At 60.2% G+C, this 17,950-nt stretch carries 16 protein-coding genes; 8 read left to right on the forward strand and 8 right to left on the reverse strand.

Features of this window, described 5'->3' with window-relative positions; all coding sequences use genetic code 11:
* The first annotated feature begins 295 nt into the window (after nucleotides 1–295).
* Nucleotides 296–1,933 carry an MBL fold metallo-hydrolase gene (locus tag B3Y70_RS09085; RefSeq protein ID WP_273031657.1) on the forward strand — a complete coding sequence of 546 codons (1,638 nt, stop codon included), beginning with the start codon at nucleotides 296–298 and terminating at the stop codon, nucleotides 1,931–1,933.
* Between the two features lie 2 nt (nucleotides 1,934–1,935).
* Here B3Y70_RS09085 and B3Y70_RS09090 read toward each other — a convergent pair whose 3' ends face one another.
* Nucleotides 1,936–2,094, reverse strand: a complete 159-nt coding sequence (locus tag B3Y70_RS09090) for a YqaE/Pmp3 family membrane protein (protein ID WP_014423048.1) — start codon at nucleotides 2,092–2,094, stop codon at nucleotides 1,936–1,938.
* Between the two features lie 192 nt (nucleotides 2,095–2,286).
* Here B3Y70_RS09090 and B3Y70_RS09095 point away from each other — a divergent pair, with 192 nt between their 5' ends.
* From B3Y70_RS09095 to B3Y70_RS09105, 3 genes are read left to right on the forward strand one after another with little or no spacing between them, the layout of a single operon-like run.
* Nucleotides 2,287–3,732 (forward strand): succinylglutamate desuccinylase/aspartoacylase family protein, encoded by a 1,446-nt coding sequence (locus B3Y70_RS09095; protein WP_031210072.1) that lies wholly within the window; start codon nucleotides 2,287–2,289, stop codon nucleotides 3,730–3,732.
* 17 nt (nucleotides 3,733–3,749) lie between these two features.
* Complete coding sequence (locus B3Y70_RS09100; protein ID WP_348680500.1) at nucleotides 3,750–4,745, forward strand: DMT family transporter; 996 nt, start codon at nucleotides 3,750–3,752, stop codon at nucleotides 4,743–4,745.
* Entirely contained in the window at nucleotides 4,738–5,295 is a 558-nt protein-coding gene (locus B3Y70_RS09105) for a carbohydrate-binding protein (protein ID WP_153739638.1), read from the forward strand. The genes B3Y70_RS09100 and B3Y70_RS09105 overlap by 8 nt, the downstream gene beginning before the upstream one ends.
* Here the strand turns inward: B3Y70_RS09105 and B3Y70_RS09110 are convergent.
* The gene (locus tag B3Y70_RS09110) at nucleotides 5,283–6,464 is read right to left on the reverse strand and encodes a MalY/PatB family protein (protein WP_153739639.1); all 1,182 of its coding nucleotides are present in this window, start codon (nucleotides 6,462–6,464) and stop codon (nucleotides 5,283–5,285) included. The two genes, B3Y70_RS09105 and B3Y70_RS09110, sit on opposite strands and share 13 nt — an antisense overlap.
* A gap of 186 nt (nucleotides 6,465–6,650) precedes the next feature.
* On the opposite strand from B3Y70_RS09110, the gene B3Y70_RS09115 reads away from it, so the two are divergent.
* The 3 genes from B3Y70_RS09115 (at nucleotide 6,651) to B3Y70_RS09125 (ending at nucleotide 11,113) form a co-directional block, all read left to right on the forward strand.
* Complete coding sequence (locus B3Y70_RS09115) at nucleotides 6,651–7,538, forward strand: AEC family transporter (protein ID WP_011787210.1); 888 nt, start codon at nucleotides 6,651–6,653, stop codon at nucleotides 7,536–7,538.
* A 28-nt stretch (nucleotides 7,539–7,566) separates the two neighbouring features.
* Nucleotides 7,567–8,457 carry a prenyltransferase gene (locus B3Y70_RS09120; RefSeq protein WP_153739640.1) on the forward strand — a complete coding sequence of 297 codons (891 nt, stop codon included), beginning with the start codon at nucleotides 7,567–7,569 and terminating at the stop codon, nucleotides 8,455–8,457.
* Nucleotides 8,458–8,611: 154 nt separating this feature from the next.
* Complete coding sequence (locus B3Y70_RS09125) at nucleotides 8,612–11,113, forward strand: acyl-CoA dehydrogenase (RefSeq protein WP_286893841.1); 2,502 nt, start codon at nucleotides 8,612–8,614, stop codon at nucleotides 11,111–11,113.
* Between the two features lie 28 nt (nucleotides 11,114–11,141).
* Here B3Y70_RS09125 and B3Y70_RS09130 read toward each other — a convergent pair whose 3' ends face one another.
* Nucleotides 11,142–12,089, reverse strand: coding sequence for a LysR family transcriptional regulator (locus tag B3Y70_RS09130; RefSeq protein ID WP_286893843.1), 948 nt, complete (start codon nucleotides 12,087–12,089; stop codon nucleotides 11,142–11,144).
* A 236-nt stretch (nucleotides 12,090–12,325) separates the two neighbouring features.
* Between B3Y70_RS09130 and B3Y70_RS09135 the strand changes: the two genes are divergently transcribed.
* Nucleotides 12,326–13,297: a DMT family transporter gene (locus tag B3Y70_RS09135; protein ID WP_286893845.1), complete on the forward strand. Its 972-nt coding sequence runs from the start codon at nucleotides 12,326–12,328 to the stop codon at nucleotides 13,295–13,297.
* On the opposite strand, the gene B3Y70_RS09140 is transcribed toward B3Y70_RS09135, so the two are convergent.
* The 5 genes from B3Y70_RS09140 to B3Y70_RS09160 form a co-directional block, all read right to left on the reverse strand.
* Nucleotides 13,222–13,797, reverse strand: a complete 576-nt coding sequence (locus tag B3Y70_RS09140; RefSeq protein ID WP_286893847.1) for a gamma-glutamylcyclotransferase — start codon at nucleotides 13,795–13,797, stop codon at nucleotides 13,222–13,224. The two genes, B3Y70_RS09135 and B3Y70_RS09140, sit on opposite strands and share 76 nt — an antisense overlap.
* 35 nt (nucleotides 13,798–13,832) lie before the next feature.
* Nucleotides 13,833–14,465, reverse strand: coding sequence for a MarC family protein (locus tag B3Y70_RS09145; protein WP_022991362.1), 633 nt, complete (start codon nucleotides 14,463–14,465; stop codon nucleotides 13,833–13,835).
* 85 nt (nucleotides 14,466–14,550) lie between these two features.
* Nucleotides 14,551–15,549 (reverse strand): 23S rRNA pseudouridine(2604) synthase RluF, encoded by a 999-nt coding sequence (gene rluF, locus B3Y70_RS09150; protein WP_286893849.1) that lies wholly within the window; start codon nucleotides 15,547–15,549, stop codon nucleotides 14,551–14,553.
* Between the two features lie 95 nt (nucleotides 15,550–15,644).
* Nucleotides 15,645–16,787, reverse strand: a complete 1,143-nt coding sequence (locus B3Y70_RS09155) for a sterol desaturase family protein (RefSeq protein WP_286893851.1) — start codon at nucleotides 16,785–16,787, stop codon at nucleotides 15,645–15,647.
* A 203-nt stretch (nucleotides 16,788–16,990) separates the two neighbouring features.
* A partial coding sequence (locus B3Y70_RS09160; RefSeq protein WP_288589643.1) for a flavin-containing monooxygenase occupies nucleotides 16,991–17,950 on the reverse strand: 960 nt, incomplete at its 5' end.

Raw genomic sequence — 17,950 nt, forward strand, 5'->3', positions numbered from 1 at the left:
TTGGGGTCCCCTGGGGTGCGCTTGGTGCGATTGAGTGATGGGGGTGCATCATACTCCGACCTTTGTCGCTTCTCATCCTGTGGGTTGTTCGGGTATCTTGCTGTAAACGTCGTAGCGCCGCGAATGCTGGTTCGGTCGGCCGTAGAGATAAGCTTTCCAAAACACGCTGTGTATACATCCCTGTACGCTCTGCTCCGCCATCCATGGCTCCGCAAGGTTTTGGAAAGCTTATCCCTACGCCCTCATCCTGGCCTTGAACGCGCACCATAAAAACAGCAAAAAGACAGAGAGCCTTATGAACATCCGCCCCGCCGCCACCCTGGTTCTGACCCGTGATACCGATAACGGTATTGAAGTCCTGCTTCTGCAACGCACCTGGGATGCGGTGTTTCTGCCGGGTTATTACGTGTTCCCGGGGGGTGCGGTGAATGCGCAGGAGCCTGAGGGGCGGGCTCATGTGGTGGGTGTGGAGGATGCCGACATCAGTCAGACCATGAGTCTGGATGAAGGCGGGGCGGATTACATGCTGGCGGCGGTTCGGGAGTGTTTTGAAGAGGCGGGGATTCTGCTGGCTCAGGATGCGTCCGGTCAGTTGATTGGCGCCGATCACGGGGTTCACAGTGAGCGAATGGCGTTGTTTCAGGAGGAGATTTCGCTGGCGCAGTTGTGCGCGAAGCATGGTTTGACGGTGCCGCTGGACCGGTTGGCGTATCTGAGCCACTGGGTGACGCCACCGGGGCCGCCGCGCCGGTTTGATACCCGGTTTTTTGTGGCCGTGGCGCCGGAGGGCCAGGTGGCGAGCCATGATGGTACGGAAACCATTGATCACGTCTGGATTGCGCCGGCTCAGGCGCTTGAGGAACATCGGGCCGGTGCCCGGTTGCTGGGGTTACCGACGATCCGGACCTTGCGGGTACTGAGTGAGTTCGGCACGACCGGCGAGCTGATGCGTTATGCCCACGCCAATCCCCCGGAGGCGTTTCCGGATCAGCCCTGGCCGGCGGTGCGCAAGGGCAAACCGGTGATGCTGGAACCCAACGCTCCAGCCTATGACGAGGCAGTCAAGCTGGATCCGGAAGGTGAAGGATCAACCCGTGCGGAGATTGTTCCCGGGGAGCCGGTGGAGGTTGCCGCCGGGGTGGTACGGCTGACCGCGCCGAACCCCGGGATGATGACCGGCCCGGGCACCAACACCTATATTCTCGGCCATGAGCGCTTTACGGTGCTGGATCCGGGCCCGGCGAACGAGGCGCATATCGAGCGGATTCTGGAGCTTACCGGTGGTGTGGTGGATCAGGTGGTGGTTACCCACACCCACATGGACCACTCCCCGGCCGTGGTCCAACTCAAGGCCCGCACCGGTTGCCGGGTATTTGGCTGGCCAGCGCCTGAGGGCGCGGGGCAGGATTCGAGTTTCGCACCGGATGATCAACCCGGGCACGGCGATCTGATTGTGACCGAAGCGGGCATCCTGAAGGTTTTGCATACCCCGGGCCACGCCTCGAACCACCTGTGTTATCTGTTGCTGGATCAGGAATTACTGTTTTCCGGGGATCACATCATGCAGGGATCAACGGTGGTGATTAACCCACCGGACGGTGATATGAAGGCCTACATTGATTCCATGTACGATCTGCTGGCCGAGCCTGTGCGCTTCATTGCACCGGCCCATGGTTTTCTGATGGGCCAGCCTGCGGCGGTGATGGATTACCTGATCACCCACCGGCTGTCCCGGGAACACAAAGTGTGGCGGGCTCTGGAGGCGCTGGCACCGGTCAGTCTGAAAGACCTGACCGCCAGGGCCTATGACGATGTCCCGGCCGCCATTCACGGCCTGGCCGCCCGCTCAGCGCTCGCGCACCTGCTGAAGCTGGAAGCCGAACACAGGGCGTTCGCCGACGACGGGCTCTGGCACGTGGTCGCGCCAGACTGAGGCTACTTCTTGGCGATCACCCATACCGCGTGCACGATGCCCGGAATGTAACCCAGGATGGTCAGCAGGATGTTGATCCAGAAATGCTTGCCGATACCAACCTGTAAAAAGACGCCTAACGGCGGTAACAGAATTGCTACCAGAATTCGCAAAAGATCCATTCAGTTCTCTCCTTGACGGGCGTAAAACAGTCATATCACTGCAAGATAGCAGTGATATGACATTTCACCATATTGAACCGGGTAAATTCGGCCCGGTTTCATGAAAGTGGCATTAAACCTCTGTCACAGCCGTATTCATGATTGAGGCTCATCCCTATCCTTGGGGCCACATCGTCAGGTAATTGAGGACTTATGCTGAGAGCAAGGCTCAGATATTCCATCACTAGCGCACTCACATCATCACTCCTGGTTTTGGCGACGCCCGCCGTGCTGGCCGAGGCAGTCAGTTCCAAGGCAGACGCCACCGCCCTGTTGGTGGCCGATCTGGCGGAAGATGAAAACGTTGAGGATGTTGAGCACTCGGAACCCCGCCGGGGCTCTGCGCAGGCACGCGCCCAGGCTGAGACAACCAGCGAACAGAGCAGCCCGCAGGCACCCCCGGTGGAGGCACCGGAGGCAGCCAACAAGCCCCGTGAAATCGCACCCAATATCGACCTGAAAGAAGTGGCCCCGCTGCCGGAGCCGGAGCCCGAGGCAAGCGATTCCGGGGATTCTGCCGTGCAGCCGGAACCTCAGGCCGAAATACAATCCGGGACAGCCGACGCGGCCGGGAGCAACACCCCGGCGTCCCCGGACGATATTGCCGAAAAAGAGCCGGAACCAGCAGCACCCGTGCCCGCAGAGAGTTTCACACTGCTGGGCAAGGAAATTCTACCCGGCACTGCGACACGACTGGCCTGGTCGCCAGGCATTCAGATTGCCGGGTTGTCCCAGATTACCCCGGTACTGGTGGTCAATGGCGTTAACCAGGGCCCGACCCTGTGCCTGACCGGCGCGGTTCATGGTGACGAGCTCAACGGCATCGAGATTGTCCGTCGCAGCATGTACGACCTGAACCCGGAAAAACTCAGTGGCAGGGTTATCGGCGTGCCCATCGTGAACCTCACCGGCTTTCAGCAGGGCAGCCGCTATCTGCCGGATCGTCGCGACCTGAACCGGCATTTCCCCGGCACCCCGGACGGCACACTGGCCGACCGCGTTGCCCATTCCCTGTTTAACAACGTTATCCGGCACTGCGACATGCTGGTGGATATTCACACCGGGTCACTCAAGCGCACCAACCTGCCGCAACTGCGGGCCGACATGAACAATCCGGATGTCGCCGAATTCACCCGGGGCTTTGACCGGATGGCCGTGGTTCACAGTTCCGGTTCACCCGGCATGTTGCGTACCGCGGCTACCGAAGCAGGAATCCGCACCGTGACACTGGAGGCCGGGGAATCCCTGCGCATCCAGGAACACCAGATCGAAGCGGGCGTAAACAGCCTCAATAGTCTGATGGAAAAGCACGGCATGATTTCCCGCATGTTTGTCTGGGGCGATCCGGAGCCGGTGTATTACGACTCTACCTGGATCCGGGCCCAGCATGGCGGCATCCTGTTCAGCGAAATCAAGCTTGGAGCGACGGTATCCGAGGGCGAGGTACTGGGTTATGTCGCCGATCCAATCACCAACGAACAGCATCCGATTCGCGCCTCCTCGGACGGCCGGGTCATCGGCATGGCGGTGGATCAGGTGGTGATGGCAGGGTTTGCCGCCTACCACATAGGTACGGAGGCACAAGTACCCGGAGAATAGTATGCTAGGCGTTTTCCATGGGCACGGAACCAGCAGGAGACGGAGTGTCTGACCTGAACGCCACAACGCAAAACTCCGGGCAAACCCTGGCCTACATCGGTCTGGTGCTGACACCGCTGTTCTGGGCCGGCAACGCCGTGGTGGCCCGCGGCACGGTCGAGCATATTCCGCCATTGTCCATGTCGTTCTGGCGCTGGGTACTGGCCCTGGCCATTATCCTGCCGTTCGGCTTACCCGGTATCTGGCGCCACCGGCAGGTGATTCGTCAGCGCCTCGGGTCCATGATTGCACTGGCCACCTTCAGCGTTGCCGCTTTCAATTCCCTGCTCTACGTCGCGGCCATGACCACGACAGCCACCAACATCGCGCTGATCAACGCCACTATCCCGATTTTTGTCGCGCTGCTGGCCTGGCTGTTGTTGGGTGACCGGACCCGCCTGATTCAAATACTGGGCATTGCCATGGCCCTGGCCGGCATTCTGTGCGTGATTGCCCGGGGAGATGTGTCGGTGCTGACTGGTCTGCAGGCCCAGCCCGGAGACCTGGTAATGGTGGCGGCGGTGTTCAGCTGGGGCCTGTTCTCGGTACTGCTGCGCCGGCAGGCGGTGCCACTGCCGGCACTGACCTTCCTCACCACGCAGATCCTGCTGGGCACCCTGATTCTCGCGCCGGTTTACCTGCTGGACTTTCTGTTTTTCAGCGGCGGCTTTGCCCTGTCACAAAGTACCGCCCTTCCTCTGATCTATTTTGCGATTTTTCCGGGCATTCTCGCCTACGCCTTCTGGAATCATGGCGTACACAGTATTGGCCCTGCCCGGGCTGCCATTTTCATGTACCTTACGCCGGTTTATGCCTCTGTGCTTGCGGTGGTTTTCCTCGGGGAAAGCCTCAGCCTGTTTCATCTGGCGGGTGGACTGCTGATACTCGGAGGCCTGATACTGGCGACCCGAACCGGCCGGCGTCTGTCCCGCCCGCCTGTCACTGCACTGGATAAAGGAGAGCTGAATGACTAGGCAAACCGCCGCTGCATATTCCTGGCCGGCCATCATTACCCTGATGCTGGCCGCTCTTTCCCTGAACGTCGCGGCAGCCCCCTGCGACCCGGATGAGTCCAAATGGGCGCCATCCCGCTACTACCCGGCCGGAGCGGTAGTGCACCATGACGGCGAGTGGTACCAGTCCCGGGAGCTACACCAGGGCCTGGAGCCGGGTATTACCTTCGACTGGAAACAGCTCGATTCTGCACCCGAATGCTCCGGCGAGGCAGCGCCCCCGGCCCCGATCGACAAGTCCGATGTAGAAACCGGGCGAACTGCGCAGACAGGCACGGTCACCGGAAGCCCGGATTCACCAGCCTCGGAATCGTCCAGTGACAACGAACTGTGCGAGCAGCCCGACCAGTGGCTGTTCTCGGAGAGCTACACCGTGGGCAGCGAAGCCAGCCATGGCGGCAAGATCTGGAAGGCGATCCGCCCGACCAGCGGCGATATGCCCGGGATGAATACGCCGCCGCACTGGCAGCTGGTTGAAGATCACTGCTCCCTGGAAAATCAGCTGCCCTGAAGGGCCGCCTCAATACGGTCGAGAATCTGCGCCAGTACCGCTCTCGGGCAGCCGATGTTCAGCCGCATGAAACCGCTGCCCTGGCTGCCGAAACTTAGCCCCGGATTGAGGCCAACCCCCGCCCGTTGCACGAAGAAGCGTTTCAGGGCGGTGTCGTCCAGCTGCAGGCCCCGGCAATCGAGCCAGATCAGGTAGGTGCCTTCCGGCGCCGCGGTTCGGATGCCCGTGAGTCGGCGGTCAACCTCCTGCACCACGAAATCGCGATTGCCCTTCAGATAGGCCATCAGATCATCCCGCCAGGGACCACCATGGCGATAGCCTGCCTCGAACCCGGCGATGCTGAACGGGTTACACTGCGGCAGGTGCAGCCGTTCGAACACCGTTTTCATGGCCTTGCGGCGCTCCGGATCCGGAATCACCAGGGCCGACAGGCCCAGCCCCGGCATATTGAAGGTCTTGCTCGGCGCAACCGCCGTTATCAGCGCATCATCCCCTTCGGCCAGGGTCGCCAACACCCGATGAGCAGGCTTGTCTGGATAGGTAAGATCGCAGTGAATCTCGTCCGACAGCACCACCAGGCCATGACGGCGCGCGATGTCCAGCACCTGAACCAATTCCGCCTCGCGCCAGACCCGTCCCACCGGATTATGGGGCGAACACAGCAGCAATACCTTGGCCTCCGGCCGGGCGGCGCATTGCTCCAAATGCTCCAGATCCATGCGGTAGTCACCGGTTTCGTCTGCCATCAACGGATTTTCAATCACGGTCCGGCCGGTATCCCTGACCGAGCTGAAAAACGGCGGGTACACCGGCGGCTGTATAATCACGCCCTCTCCGGGTTGGGCAAAGGCCAGGCAGGCAGCGTTGAGGGACGGCACCACCCCGGGTGCCATGACAATCCAGTCTCGCTGGATGCCCCAGCCATGACGGCTTTCAAACCACTGGATCATGGCCTCATAAAGGCTGTCCGGGAAAAGGGTATAGCCATATACCGGATGCTGCGCCCGCTCGGTCAGAGCACGGGTGACCGCTTCCGGGGCCGGGAAGTCCATATCGGCGACCCACGCCGGTATCACATCGTCACGGCCGAATACCGCCTTGCGGGCATCAAACTTTACCGAACAGGTGTGCTCTCTGGCGATGGGCTGATCGAAAACGCTGCCATTCATGGGGGCTCCGCTTGCTGTCTCCGTGAAAACGCTATTGTGGTGGCCCGGTGCCGCCGTCGCAACCGACGCTTTGGCTCCGGCTTTGGTCGAAGAGCCATGAATTTCGCTTGCCCAATCCACCCGATGCTTGCGAACCTAACGGATTAGTCACCTGCGTTGACCAAAAACAATAATCGGAGCCCTTCCATGATTGGCCAGATTCTTTCCACCATGCTGCCGGTATTCCTGATTGCCGGCTGCGGCGCCTTGTACGGGCGTTACCGGACACCGGATATTCAGGGCCTGAATGTGCTCAACATGGAACTGTTCGTGCCCATGCTGGTGTTTGCGGTACTGGCAGACCAGCAGGCGCCCTTGCAGGAATACGGTTGGCTGGCGCTGGCCGCCACGGTGGTGGTTCTGGGGTCCGGTGTGATTCTGTATCCGGTGGCCAGGCTGCTGAAGCTGAACCTGAAAACCTTCCTGCCACCGATGATGTTCAACAACTCCGGCAACATGGGGATTCCGATTCTGGTGCTGGCATTCGGGGATGCGGCGCTGCCTGCGGCCATTGTGCTGTTCATCGTGGAAATGCTGCTGCACTTCTCGGTAGGCCTGTACATGCTGGACCCCCACACCTCCATTATCCGCCGGCTACGGTTGCCCATCGTATTCGCCAGCATCGCCGGCCTGGCGGTGAATCTCAGTGGTATCCCGCTGCCGGGTTGGCTGCTGGAAACCCTGAACATGCTTGGCGGCGTGTGCATTCCACTGATGCTGTTTGCCCTGGGCGTCCGCATGCTGGATGTCGATTTCAGTGACTGGAAACTGGGGCTGATCGGCGCCATCGCCTGCCCGCTCTCCGGACTCATTCTGGCCTGGCCAATGATTGCACTGCTGGATCTGCCGGGGCTGCAGGTCGCCAGCCTTTGGGTCTTTGCCGCCCTGCCACCGGCCGTACTGAATTACATGGTGGCCGAACAGTATCAGCAGGAACCCCACGCTGTGGCCTCCCTGGTGCTGCTGAGCAACCTGGGCAGTCTGGTGGTGATGCCCATTGTGCTGGGCTTGGTATTTGCGGCGGGCTACGTGTAAGCTTCTCCGCAATCCGGAGAGTTGATCAATGTCAGAAACCCTTGCGGTGGTCCGCGCGTCCCGCCCGAACTTTTTACTGCTCGCCCCATTGTGTGCCGGCCTTGGCCTGGCCGTCGCCTGGCAACAGGGCCAGCCGCCCGAACTTTTACACACCTTTCTGGTTTTCCTTGGCGCCGTACTTGCCCATGCGGCGGTGAATCTGCTGAACGAATACGACGATTTTCGCTCCGGCCTCGACATGATCACCGAGCGCACCCCGTTCTCCGGTGGCAGCGGCGCCCTGCCCGAGGTGCCGTCTGCAGCCCGGCGCGTGCTCTGGGCAGGTCTGGGCACACTCGCGGTGGTGGTTACCATCGGTCTGTATTTTCTCTGGCTGCGGGGTCTGCCTCTGCTGGTGCTCGGAGCGGCCGGTGTGGTGCTGGTGCTCACCTATACCCGCTGGATTACCCGCTCCCCACTGCTGTGCCTGCTGGCACCGGGCATGGGGTTTGGTCCCATCATGGTGCTGGGCACCGTTATCGCGCTTGGGGCAAGCATCGATACCACCGCCCTGCTGGTGTCTCTGGTGGCGCTCTTGATGGTCAGTGAGCTGTTGCTGATCAACCAGATACCGGATGCCGAGGCCGATCGAGCGATTGGCCGGCGCCATCTGGTGATTACCCTTGGTCCCGAAAAAGCCGCCCATCTGGTGGCTGGCCTGTTGCTTGCCAGCTATGGCGTCATCGTAGCCGGTGTGATCAGTGGCCACCTCGATATGACCGGACTTATCGCCCTGGCGCCGCTACCGGCAGCAATCTGGATCAGCCTTCGACTACCTCGGGTACTGGCGATGCCAGACCAGCTCAACCGCGTGCTGGGCGCCAACGTGGCGGTACTGCTGTCCACACTGGCGCTGCTGGTAACCGGGCTCAGCCTTTGAGCCTGAACCGCTGGGGCTCCGTAAAGAATCTGTAAATCAAGAATTCGATTCTCCCACGGGCTTTTACCTCGCTAACCGCTTGCAACTGACTAAACTTTGACCGATGGTAAGAACCAAATCTGTCTGATTTCATTCATGATATGGAGGTCTGCCCATGAGCGTTCTGCTCCTCGTTCTCAGTGCCCTGGTACTGATTTACTTCAGTATCGGTGGCAAAACTGCCGCCCTCATCATGTCCGTCGCTACCCTGATTGGTGTCGCTCAGGACGACTGGCACATTCTGAGTTTTCTGATCGGCGGCATCCTGCTGGCTTTGGCACTGCTCGTAACCCTCCCTGGCGACCTGCGCCTGGATAAACTCAGCCGGCCACTGCTGGGCTGGGTTCGCAGTCGCTTACCAAAACTGTCTCCCACCGAACAGGAAGCCCTCAACTCCGGCTCCGTTGACTGGGACGGCGAACTGTTTTCCGGCCAACCTGAGTGGAACAAGCTGCTGGATGCCGCGCCCGCTCACCTGACCAGTGAAGAACAGGCGTTTCTTGATGGCCCGGTGGAAGAACTGTGCAAGATGCTGGACGACTGGCAGATCACCCACGAACATTACGATCTGCCAGACAAAGTGTGGAAGTTCATTCGCAGCAAGGGCTTCTTTGGTCTGGTGATTCCCAAAGAAGACGGCGGCCTGGGTTTTTCCAACACCGCCCATTCCGAAATCGTCATGAAGATCTCCACCCGCAGCGTGTCTGCGGCGGTGACCGTGATGGTGCCCAACTCCCTCGGTCCCGGCGAGCTGCTGATGCACTATGGTACCGACGAGCAGAAACAGCACTACCTGCCTCGCCTGGCCGGGGGTGAAGAAATCCCCTGCTTTGCACTGACCTCTCCGGTCGCCGGCTCCGATGCTGGCGCGATTCCGGACAAAGGCATCGTCTGCAAGGGCGAATGGAACGGCAAGGAAGTGCTGGGCCTGAAAGTGACCTGGAACAAGCGCTACATCACCCTGGCGCCGGTCGCTACGCTGATCGGCCTCGCCATCAAGGTTTACGACCCCGAGCACCTGCTTGGCGAGCAGGACGAGATCGGTGTCACCTGTGTGATGGTGCCGCGGGATACCGACGGAGTGAATGCCGGTGCCCGCCACCTGCCCATGAACACGGTCTTCATGAACGGCCCCACCTGGGGCACTGAAGTCTTCATCCCCATGGAACAGGTAATTGGCGGCCAGGACATGCTCGGCAAGGGCTGGAAAATGTTGCTGGAATGCCTGTCCATCGGCCGCTCCATCTCCCTGCCCGCTCTGGGCACCGGCGCCGGCAAACTGGCCAGCCTGGCGACCGGTTCCTACGCCTACACCCGGGAGCAGTTCGGCCGCTCCATCAGCCAGTTTGAAGGCGTACAGGAAGCCCTGGAACCCATTGCCGGCTACACCTACATGATGGACGCAGCCCGCCTGCTGACCGCCGGTATGCTGGACCGGGGCGTTCGCCCGTCGGTACCTTCCGCGGTGCTGAAATACCGCAACACAGACCTGATGCGGGAAGTGATCAACCACGCTATGGACGTGGTCGCCGGCCGGGGCGTGATCACCGGCCCCCGCAACTTCCTGGCACGGGCCTACCAGGCCGTGCCTATCGGCATTACCGTGGAAGGCGCCAACATCCTGACCCGCAGCCTGATGGTCTTCGGCCAGGGCGCCATCCGTTGCCACCCCTTTATTGTTGAGGAAATCGAAGCGGCGGGCATGGAAGACCAGGATCAAGCCGCGAAGAAGTTCGACGGCATCTTCTACCGCCACCTGGCCCACACTACCCGAAATGCCCTGCGTGCCTTCGTTCTGGGCCTGAGTAAAGGCTGGCTGGAAAGCGCACCCCGCCAGGGTGACATCCAGAAATACTACCGCCAGCTGGGCCGTTTCTCGGCCGCCTTTGCCCTGATGACCGACGTGACCCTGCTCACCGTCGGCGGCGGCCTGAAAGCCCGCCAGCGGCTGTCTGGCCGCATGGCCGACTGCCTGGTACAGCTTTACTACGCCACCGCCGTGATCAAGCAATGGCATGAGGAAGGCTACCCGGACGACCAACGGGATCTGGTGGAATGGTGCCTGCAAACCTGTCTGCACGACCTGCAGGACTCCATGCGTGAAGCCATCATAAACTTCCCGGTCCCCGCCCTGCGCTGGCCGCTGCGTTTGCTGGTGTTCCCACTCGGCGCCACCGGCCTGAACGGCCCGGATGACAAGCTCGGTGCCAAAGTGGCGGCTACCATCGTGAACGACACGCCTGTGCGCCAGCGCATCAGCCGGGGCACCTACATCAATGCCGATCCCAGCGATTCGCTCGGACGTGTACTCAACGCCTATCGACTGGCAAACGAAACCGAGGAATCCCGCCACAAACTGCACGAAGCGATCCGCAGCCGGGACGAAGACGAAGTGGATGGCATCGCCCTGCTGATGGGCCACCAGCGCAAGGAACTGGTGGACTGGGCCTGTGCCCAGGGCATTGTCAAAGCAGAGGAGTGCCCGAAACTGGAAGAAGCCCTGACGGCACTCTACGACGTCATCCGGGTGGATGCCTTTGATGCCGATGGACTGAAATCCCTCGCCAAAAGCGCCAAAGGCAAGCGCAAGGTGGTGGAGCGGCCGTCCAAAGGCTGAGCTTAGCTACCCTCTCATTGAGGGGCGGTCACTCGCCCCTCAAGCCACCCCGAATCGCCTCATCCACCAACCACCGGCGCAGCGTCTGAATCCCGCGCTCCCGCCGGCGGCTGGTCTTCCAGGCAAAGTAAAATTTGTCGCCGGTCACCACCGAATGCGTCGGCAACCGCACGAAATCTTCAGAATCCTTCCGGGTACTCAGCATGTAGTCATTGGTCAGGGCAATGCCCTGATGAAACCGCGCCGCCTCAAGCGCCAACAGCATATGGCTGAAGTGCTGCACGCGAGTGCCCGAGGGCATCAATTCTCCTGCCGCGCTGTACCAGGCTTCCCAATCTCCGGCCGGCCGGTCGAAAATGCTGTGAGTGGATAACAGCGGAAACCACGCCATCTCACCCGGCGACACCGGTTGCTCATCCCGCCGCTCCGGCTCCGCATCCCGTCCCAGCTCCCGGCGCATACGTTGCCAGTAGTCCTGACTACAGACCGGAAACAGCCGCTCCTCATACAGCAAATCGTAACTGTAGGCCCGGGAATCCCGGTGAATGGTGATGAAACAATCCGCTACCCGATCCGAAAGCACCGGGTTCTCGCTACTCATCTCCAGCGCCAGATCAATCTGCGGATGCAGCCGCTGCAAATCCGGCAACCGGGGCACCAGCCAGCGCACGGCGAACGAACTGAACACCGACAACCGCAACCGACTCTCCTCATGCCCCAGCAACTGCTCACTGGCCCGCTCAATCTGAAGCAGAGCCGAGCCAATGGCATCGAAATACTGCCGCCCCTCATCGGTCAACGTCACCCGACGACCAGAGCGCCAGAACAACCGCTCGCCCAGATAGGTTTCCAGCTGTTTGATCTGGTGGCTGACCGCGCTCTGGGTGATGGCCAGTTCTTCCGAGGCCGCTGAAAAACTGTTCAGCCGGGCGGCGGCTTCAAATACTGGGAGGGCTTTTAGAGGTGGGAGTCTCATCGCTGCCTGTTATCTAATCTTCTAATGAATGGGGAATATTGATCATTTTATCGGATAGTTAAGCATAGATAGACTCCCCCTGACAGTTCAGAGAGGTGATCGGCCGGGTTGCTTCCGAAAATGCTCGGAGCCAGGGAAGGCGGAGAGCAAGCGTACAGGGATGTATTCACAGCGGTTTTCGGAAGCAACCCGGCCGAGCGCCTCAAGCACCATAGGTCGGGAATCGGGGAGGTAAAATGTCAGGCAAAACCGTCAACAGCGCCATTCTGCTGCTGGTCATCGGCAACGCCATGGCCATACTCTCAGACGTCTTCATCAAACTCCTGGACCCCGGCGCCCCCGTCTTCCAGTTCGCCTTCCTGCGCTGCGTCCTCACCCTGGCGTTCCTGCTCCCGCTCGCCCGCAAACTCGACCGCAACAACCTCTTCGGCGGCCTGAAAGTCCACGCCATCCGCGCGCACATCCATCTGGTCGGCATCGTCTGCATGGTGGTGGCACTGACCAACCTGCCACTGGCCACCGCCAACGCCCTGTTCTACGCCGCGCCCATCCTGGTGATGGTACTGTCCGCCGTATTCTTCAGAGAAAAACTGACGCCGCTCAGTGTGACTGCTGTGTTCAGCGGCTTTGCCGGCATCATCGTCATCCTGCGACCGGTGGACTTCAACTGGGCCGTCATCGCCGCCCTCGGCTCTGCCTTCGCCCTGGCCATCAACGCCGTCATGGTGCGCCAGTTGCCCAAGGAACAAACCACCGTCCATAAACTGTTTCTGAACTACCTGCTGATCGTCCCGGCGGCCGCCGCCCTGGCACTCTGGGAAGGCGCGGCCTGGAACCCGCAAATCCTGATCAGCGCCGCCGGTTCCGCCCTGTTCATCCTGGGCTACAACATCACCGTGTTGCTGGCCTACCGGCAGGTAGATGCCAACCAGGTCACCAGCGCCGAATACACCGGGCTGATCTGGGCGGTCGCCATTGGCTGGATCTGGTTTGGTGAGGTACCCGACCTGTGGTTCCTGGCGGGCAGCCTGATGATTGTCGTGCCGCTGGTACTGATTGGCCTGCGGCACCGGAAGCGGTCACCCGCCCGGGGATTCAACCCGGCGGAGCGGGAGACCGCCGAGGAGACAAATCAACGGGGTAGCCGTTCTTCCGCCCGAAGACAGGCCTCGATGGCAAAGGTGTGTGAACAATCATCACCCAGCTGACGCAGCGAATCGGCCAGCCTGAGCAAATACTCCGAATTGGGGCCGCTAGGCCCCGTGGCGAGGGCAATCTGCCGCGCAATGTCCGCTTCCGGTGCCTCGCCCAGAAAGGCCTCATTGTCTTCCGTAGCGATGTACACCAGCCCCTCGGCATGACTGCCATCGTCAAAGGTCATGGTGGTACTGAAGCGCAGATAGCCGTTCTTTTCCCGCACATCCAGATACTCGAAGACGTTGGGTGACACCCGATAGGCTACGCCCCTGCATACGGCATCGGGTTGCTCAATCAGTGTGACCACCCGCCCGGGCGCTTCGGGGGTGCCACGGTGATCATGAGAACCCTGCCAGAACCGCCGAGCCCAACCACGAATGGCTGCCGGGCGTTGCTCCAGGAACGGGAAATCCACTTTGTAGATCAGCGAGCCATAGCCGAAAAGCCAGATGGCATCGATGCCATCAAAATTGAACCGGCTGCGATTATTCTCAATGGTGTTCGCGGGCATGACTCATCCCATCCAGAAATAACGACCGGATTGTCTCAGGCGCCCGAGGTACTGGCAATGAAGCCGGCAATACCGGTCAGCACGATTTCTGCCGCCATCGCGGAAAGAATCAGGCCGCTGATCTTCGACATAATGTTCAGGCCGGTCTTGCCCAACGCTTTCTCCAGATAACCGGACAAGCGCAGCAATCCCGCCAGAATCAGCAAACCCGACACCAGGCCCAGCAGACCACCGGCCACTTCCGGCACCGCTTTAAGCTCGGCGCCGTAAACCATGATGGCACCAATGGTCGCCGGGCCAATCATGACAGGAATGGCCAGGGGCACCACCGCGATGTCATCCCGATCCTCTTCGGGCAACCCGGTGGCGTGGTTACGGGTGCCACTGTTCACCAGACTGATGGCGGTGAGGAACAGCAGGCTGCCGGCACCGATGCGGAAGGAGTTCAGGGTGATGCCAATGGCGTTGAACAACAGCGGGCCGGCGAAGAACAGGATCACACCCAGAATAAAGGCCGAGACACAGGCCCGACGAATGATGGAGGTTTTCTCCGCCATCGAGAGCCCCCGAGTGAGGGCCAGGAACATGGTGACCACGAAAAATGGCGCCAGCAGGAACAGGAATCGGATGGTGCTGCTGAGATAGGTAGAGAAAAACGTTTCAAACATTCGGGCAAATCCGGCACAGGGTTAAAGCCGGTAAGCATAGCGTCCGAAAGGCTTTTTTGCCGTAAGGAAGAGAACCTATGGGTACTCAACGTTTCTTGATGGACGGCTTGCGGGGCTTGCCCGGTTTCGATGGCTTACCCTTGGACCCCGGACCACGACCACCCGGCTTTGGGCCGCCACCGGGTTTACCAGAGGGCCGTTTACCGGGCCCGGAACCGGGGCCTTTTCGCCCTTTACCAGCCGGTGACTTCCCGCCAGCTTTTGCGCCACCCCGCGCCGGTTTGCCTCCGGGCCCCGGGCGAGGGGCCCTCGCACCCGCAGGCTTCTTCCGGGGTTTGCTGCCAGCAGGCTCCGCCGCCTCAGACGAGGAATCCCGGATGGCATCGAACAGTACCGCCAGCTCCTTCTCGGTCAGATCCCGCCAGGCGCCCACGGGCAATCCCTGCAGACTGACATTCATGATGCGCACCCGCTCCAGCCTGGTCACCTCGTAGCCAAAGTACTCCGCCATACGGCGAATCTGGCGATTCAGACCCTGAACCAGGGTAATGCGGAACACAAACCGGGACACCTTTTCGACCTTGCAGCGCTTGGTCATGGTACCCAGAATCGGCACACCGTTGCTCATTCCCTCTACGAATTCCCGGGTGACCGGCTTGTCGACCGTGACCAAGTATTCCTTCTCGTGATTATTGCCGGCGCGCAGGATCTTGTTCACCAGATCGCCATTGCTGGTCAGGAAAATCAGCCCTTGGGAATCCTTGTCGAGCCGGCCAATGGGAAAAATCCGTTCACTGTGGCCGACAAAACGCTGGATGTTGTCTTTCTCCGCGCTGTCGGTGGTGCTGACAATACCCACCGGTTTATTCAGGGCAATGAACACCAGATCTTCTTCGTCTCTCGGCTCCACCACCTGGCCATTGACCTTCACCACATCTCCGGGCAACACCTGATCGCCCACCTGGGCCCGGCGACCGTTGATGTGCACGTTGCCCTGCTCGATGAACCGGTCGGCATCCCGACGGGAGCACATACCGCTCTCGCTGATGTATTTGTTCAGTCGGGTTGAAGTTCGGTTGGCCATGACATCCTGCCGGTTTCAGATGATGGGTGAATGCGTGCCGGGCAGCACACAACCCGCGCATCATCCCATTGCATCACCGTGACGGCAACTGCCGGTCACCGCCTGCGGAACGGGTAGAACAGCTGCCCCAGATAGGAACCCGGCAGTTTCTGGGTTGTGCCATACTCCGCTGGCCAGTGCGCTTTCGGGAAATGATAGGTGCCGAACAGTCGGTCAAAGAGCACCGTGTGTGCTGAATAATTGGTATCGATGGCCGGCTTCTCTGAGCTGTGGTGCCAGTGGTGGAACTGCGGCGTTACCAACAGGTACTTGAGCGGCCCCCAGGGCACATTGAGATTGCTGTGAATGATGATGGCCTGCAACGCGGCAAACGTGACGTAGATATCCAGCGCTTCCTTGCTGGCGCCGAGCAGATACAGGGCCAGCATAACCAACCCACGCTCAATAAATATCTGAACCACATGCGCACGGGAACCGGCCAGCCAGTCCATGGTTTCCACCGAATGGTGGACGGCATGGAACAGCCACAGCCGCCGGACTTCATGGAATACCCGATGCTCCCAATACAGCACGAAGTCGGCCACCAGAATCAGCAGAACCACCTGCAGCCATAGCGACGTGCTCTGGATAGCCGCCTGAAGACTGTCGCTGGCCACCCATTCAAAGCGCGTTACCAGGAAGTTGCCAAACAGCAGAACCGCCGAGATCAGCAGGTGATTGAGGCAGAAGTAAAAGAAATCCAGCCCCCACTGATCCCGCAAGATGACCTGCTCCCGATACTTCGGAAAGAGCTTCTCCAGGCTGGTAAAGACAATGGTGGAACCCAGAAAGGCCAGAATCAGCCAGTCCACGCCAAGAGACAGAGGTTTCGGCTCCACCGGCCCGACCGGCACGTTGTAGCCACCCAGGGCAAACGCGATCAGCGTCATGGCAATACCTGCAGCGCCAAGCCGTTTGCGCCGATCAAGAATGAAGGTGGTAATGCCGAAAAACAGGGAGAACCACATACCGTACTTCAGGACATCCTGAAGCGCCTCGGCATCATACGCGGCACGAAGATCAGTGGTGGTCAGATAGGAAGGGAACAGGTAGGCGAGCACCGCCGCCAGGCTCAAGCCACCGAGAAATATCGAAAAATACCCGGGGATTCGTCCGTTCCGAAAGCGAAGTTCTTTGTCCGGGCGGGGCACTACCACCCGCTCGCGGTACTGGTAATCGGTATCCTGTTCCGTATTCATGCGTTCCCTGCTGAAATTTCAGGCTTAGCAACAAGCGCCGAATAACCAAGGGCGCCAGTTCATGATCCGTGTTCCAGTGGATCGGGGTGCTTATGGTATTTCAGGAACGCGAAAACTACCAACCACTCGTTGGGGTGGTGTGGCTTACATCATATTCATAGCGCCCGAAGCATCCTGCCTCGGGCGCATCATTATCTACCGTTTTAACCAGCCAATGCCGGCTCCCCACCCTGCTCCATCACCTCCGCCGATTCACACACATACTGCTCGGCATCAAACCGCCGGGTCTGCTGTCGGAACTGCCAGGTGAAGCCTGGCCACAAGGTGGTGTTCTTGCCGTTCTCGTTCACATACCAGCTCTTGCAACCGGTCTGCCACACGGAGTCGCCGAGTTTGGCGTGTATAGAGGCGTTGTATTGGCTGTAGGCATCCTCTTTCACTTCCACGCTCTTCCAGCCTCGGTGGTCCATCTTCTTGATGGCATCCAGCACGTACTGCACCTGGGACTCGATCATGTACACCATGGAGCTGTGGCCCAGCCCGGTGTTGGGACCCATCAGCATGAAGAAGTTTGGAAAGCCGGCCACGGTGGTGCCTTTGTAGGCTTCCGCGCCCTCACGCCAGGCGTCGAGCAGATCCTGGCCCCCACGGCCGAAGATCATGCCCCGGGGAATGGGTTCCTGGGCCTTGAAGCCGGTGCCATAGACAATACAATCCACCGGGCGCTCGGTGCCATTGTTGTCGATGATGGTGTTACCTTTCACTTCGCGAACGCCCTCCGTCAGTACGTCCACGTGCTCCTGGTCCAGGGCCGGGTAGTAGTTGTTGGAGATCAGCACCCGCTTGCAGCCGAAATGGAAATCCGGCGTCACTTTCTTGCGCAGTTCCTTGTCCTTGATCTGGTTGCGGATGTGTCGACGGGCCTGTAACTCACCGACTTTCAGAATGCGCGGGTTACCCACGAAGCCAAGCACCCGGGCTTCCAGCATCCAGTAAATGCTCTGGCGGAACGCATTCAGGGTTTGCGGGAACCGACGGAACATGGCCCGTTCCAATGGCCGGATTTCCCGGTCAGGCTTGGGCATGATCCAGGGCGGCGTACGCTGGTAAAGGTCCAGATGGGCGGCCTCTTTGGCGATTTCCGGCACGAACTGGATGGCCGA

The organism is Marinobacter sp. UBA5687, assembly GCF_002420325.1.
Lineage (GTDB): Bacteria > Pseudomonadota > Gammaproteobacteria > Pseudomonadales > Oleiphilaceae > Marinobacter > Marinobacter nauticus.